Here is a 3505-nt window from a genome sequence, read left to right as displayed (position 1 = left end):
AGGAGATCGCGGACGAGAGTGTGGTCACCGGTTCGCTGCGGCGTGACGACGGTGGCCTGGACCGGTTCCTGGCCGGAGTCGCCGAGCTGTGGGTCCATGGTGTGGAGGTCGACTGGACGGCCGCCTTCCCGGACTCGCCCCCGGCACGGGCCGACCTCCCCACGTACGCCTTCCAGCGCGACCACTACTGGCTGAAGGATCAGGAGCAGGCGGGCTCCGGCGAGAGCGCGCAGGACCCTGTCGACGCCGAGTTCTGGGCGGCCGTCCGCGCGGGCGACACCAGTGTGCTCGCCGGCGAACTGGGCCTCGCCGAGGACGCGCCCCTGAGCGCCGTACTGCCCGCGCTCGACGTGTGGCGCGAACGCCGGACCGCCCACGCGGTGCTGGACGCATGGCGCTACGACATCCAATGGCTGCCGCGTACGGGCACCACGGGCGCCCGCTTGGCCGGTACCTGGGTCGTGGTGAGCGCGGCGGGCCGGCAGGACGACGACACCGTCGCGCTGGTCGCCGACGGGCTTCGCGAGCGCGGGGCCGAGGCCGTACACGTGGTGCTGGACGCCGGGCACGACCGGCGTCAGGTCGCGGAGGCGCTGGCCGCACACGCCGGGGCGGCCGGTGTGCTGTCGCTGCTCGCACTGGACGAGCGGGCGCACCCCGAACGCCCCGGGCTGAGCGCCGGACTCGCCCTGAACCTCCTGGTGACGCAGGCCGTGGCGGAGCGGGAGGAGCCCGTACCGCTGTGGCTGTGCACCCGGGACGCGGTCTCGGCCGGGCCCGCCGACCGCGTCGGCCACCCCGAGCAGAGCAGCACCTGGGGCCTGGGCCTGGTCTTCGGCCTGGAACACCCGCAGGCGTGGGGCGGAGTGATCGACCTGCCCGCCGAGCCAACAGCCCGCGACGCCGGCCTGCTGGCCGACGCCCTGGGCGCCGGCGACCACGAGGACCAGATCGCGATCCGCTCCGGTGAGGTGCTGCTGCGCCGGCTGCGGCGCGACCCGCGCCGGGACGCGTCCGCACCGGCCTTCCGGACGAGCGGTGCCGCCCTGATCACCGGAGGCACCGGCGGTCTCGCCGCACACACGGCTCGCTGGCTCGCGACCTGCGGTGCCGAGCACCTGGTGCTCGTCTCCCGGAGCGGCCCCGACGCGCCCGGCGCCGGTCAACTCGCCGACGAGCTGCGGGCGATGGGGCCCCGGGTGACGGTCGCCGCGGCCGACGTCTGCGACTACGACGCGCTGGCCGGACTCGTCGCGGAGGTGGAAGCCGACGGGGCGCCGCCCATCAGGACCGTGGTGCACTGCGCCGGGGTGAGCCGATTCGACTCGCTCCGGGACGTGGGGCTCGCGGCGTTCGAGGACGGCGCGGCGGCCAAGCTGGTCGGCACCGCCAACCTGGACCGGCTCTTCGACCGCGACCTGGACGCCTTCCTGCTCTACTCGTCCGTCGCCGGACTGTGGGGCGCGGGCGACCACGGCTCGTACTCGGCGGGCAACGCCTACCTCGACTCGGTCACCCGGAACCGGCGCGCCCGTGGCCGCACCGGGACGACGATCTACTGGGGTCTGTGGTCCGCCGACGACGGCATGGGCGAGGCGGCGGCCGAGTCCAGTTCGCTGAACTGGTACGGCATGCGCTTCATGGACCCGCGGACCGCGATGGCCGGACTGCGGCAGGCGATGGCCGACGACGAGGAGTTCATCGTCATCGGTGATGTCGACTGGGCGGACTTCAGCCGCGTCTTCACCGCCGCCCGCCGGCGCCCGCTGCTCGACGAGATCCCGGAGGTCAGGGCCGCCCTGGCGGAAGGCGAAGCGTCGGCCGCCGCCGAGAACCCGCTCCTGGAGCGGCTGCGCCCGCTGGCCCCCGAGGCGCAGGAGATCCTGCTGCGCGATCTGGTGCGCACCCACGTCTCGCACGTACTCGGGCACGCCTCGGCGGAGGCCCTGGAGAACACGCGGTCGTTCCGCGACCTCGGCTTCGACTCGCTGCTCGCGGTCGAGCTGCGCAACTCGCTGCGCACCGCCACCGGCCTGAAGCTCCCCACCACCCTCGTCTTCGACCACCCCGACGTCGACCGCCTCGTTCAGCACCTGCACACCGCCCTGCTCGGTGACGCCGAAGAGGACCGGACGGACACCGCCACTTCGCCCGCCGCGGCCGTGGTCCCCGCGACCGACGACGACGCCATCGCGATCATCGGCATGGGGTGCCGGCTCCCGGGCGGGATCAGCGGACCCGACGACCTGTGGCGGCTGCTCGCCGAAGGCGGCGACGCGATATCCGCCTTCCCGGGCGACCGGGGATGGGACCTCGCCGGGCTCTACAGCCCGGACCCGGACGAAGCGGGGCGCACCTATGCCCGCAGCGGCGGGTTCGTCCAGGACGCGGGCCGCTTCGACGCCGGGTTCTTCGGGATCTCGCCGCGTGAGGCGATCGCCATGGACCCGCAGCAGCGGCTGCTCCTGGAAACGTCGTGGGAGGCGATCGAGTACGGCCGGATCGACCCGCACAGCCTGCGCGGCAGCGCCTGCGGGGTCTTCCTCGGCGTTGGCAACGACGGCTACGGCACGAATCTGCGGCAGGTCCCGGAGGGGGTGGAGGGACACCTGATCACCGGGACGGTCACCAACATCGCCTCGGGGCGCATCTCGTACGTGCTGGGCCTCGACGGCCCCGCCGTCAGCGTCGACACCGGATGCTCGTCCGCCCTGGTGGCCCTGCATCTGGCGGCGCAGTCGCTGCGGTCGGGCGAGTGCTCGCTCGCGCTCACCGGAGGCGCCACGATCGCCGCCGAGCCCACGGGCTTCGTCGGCTTCAGCCGGCAGCGCGCCCTCGCGGAGGACGGCCGGAGCAGGGCGTTCTCCGACGACGCCGACGGCATGGGCCTCGCCGAGGGCGTCGGCGTGCTGCTCCTGGAACGCCTCTCCGACGCCCGGCGCAACGGACACCACGTACTGGCCGTCGTCCGGGGCAGCGCGCTGAACCAGGACGGCGCGTCCAACGGCCTCACCGCCCCCAGCGGCCCCGCCCAGCAGCGCGTCATCCGGCAGGCGCTGGCGAACGCGGGCGTGGCGGCGGCCGAGGTCGACGTGGTGGAGGCGCACGGCACGGGCACCAGGCTGGGCGACCCGATCGAGGCCCAGGCGCTGCTCGCCACCTACGGGCAGGACCGGCCCGACGACCGGCCGCTGTGGCTGGGCTCGGTGAAGTCGAACATCGGCCACACCCAGCTCGCGGCGGGTGCCGCGGGTGTCATGAAGGTGGTGCTGGCGCTGCGGCACGGCCTGATGCCGAAGTCGCTGCACGTGGGCACGCCGACGTCGCACGTGGACTGGTCGTCGGGCGCGGTGGAGCTGCTGTCCGAGGCGCGGGAGTGGCCGCGCGGTGAGCAGCCGAGGCGCGCGGCCGTGTCGGCGTTCGGGATCAGCGGGACGAACGCGCACGTGATCGTGGAGGAGGCGCCCGAGACGGAGACCCCGGAGCCGGCGCCTTCGGTGGCGCC

General features: G+C 74.3%; 1 protein-coding gene. It reads left to right on the top strand.

From position 1 onward, the window contains the following. The coding region (locus tag B082_RS0131295) for an SDR family NAD(P)-dependent oxidoreductase (protein WP_018555735.1) at window positions 1-3505 on the top strand (3505 nt) is incomplete at both ends.

The sequence above is a fragment of the Streptomyces sp. ATexAB-D23 genome (genome assembly GCF_000373645.1).
Lineage (GTDB): Bacteria > Actinomycetota > Actinomycetes > Streptomycetales > Streptomycetaceae > Streptomyces > Streptomyces castrisilvae.
The sequence above is the reverse complement of the archived record's forward strand: the minus strand, read 5'-3'. Positions and strand labels throughout refer to the sequence as shown.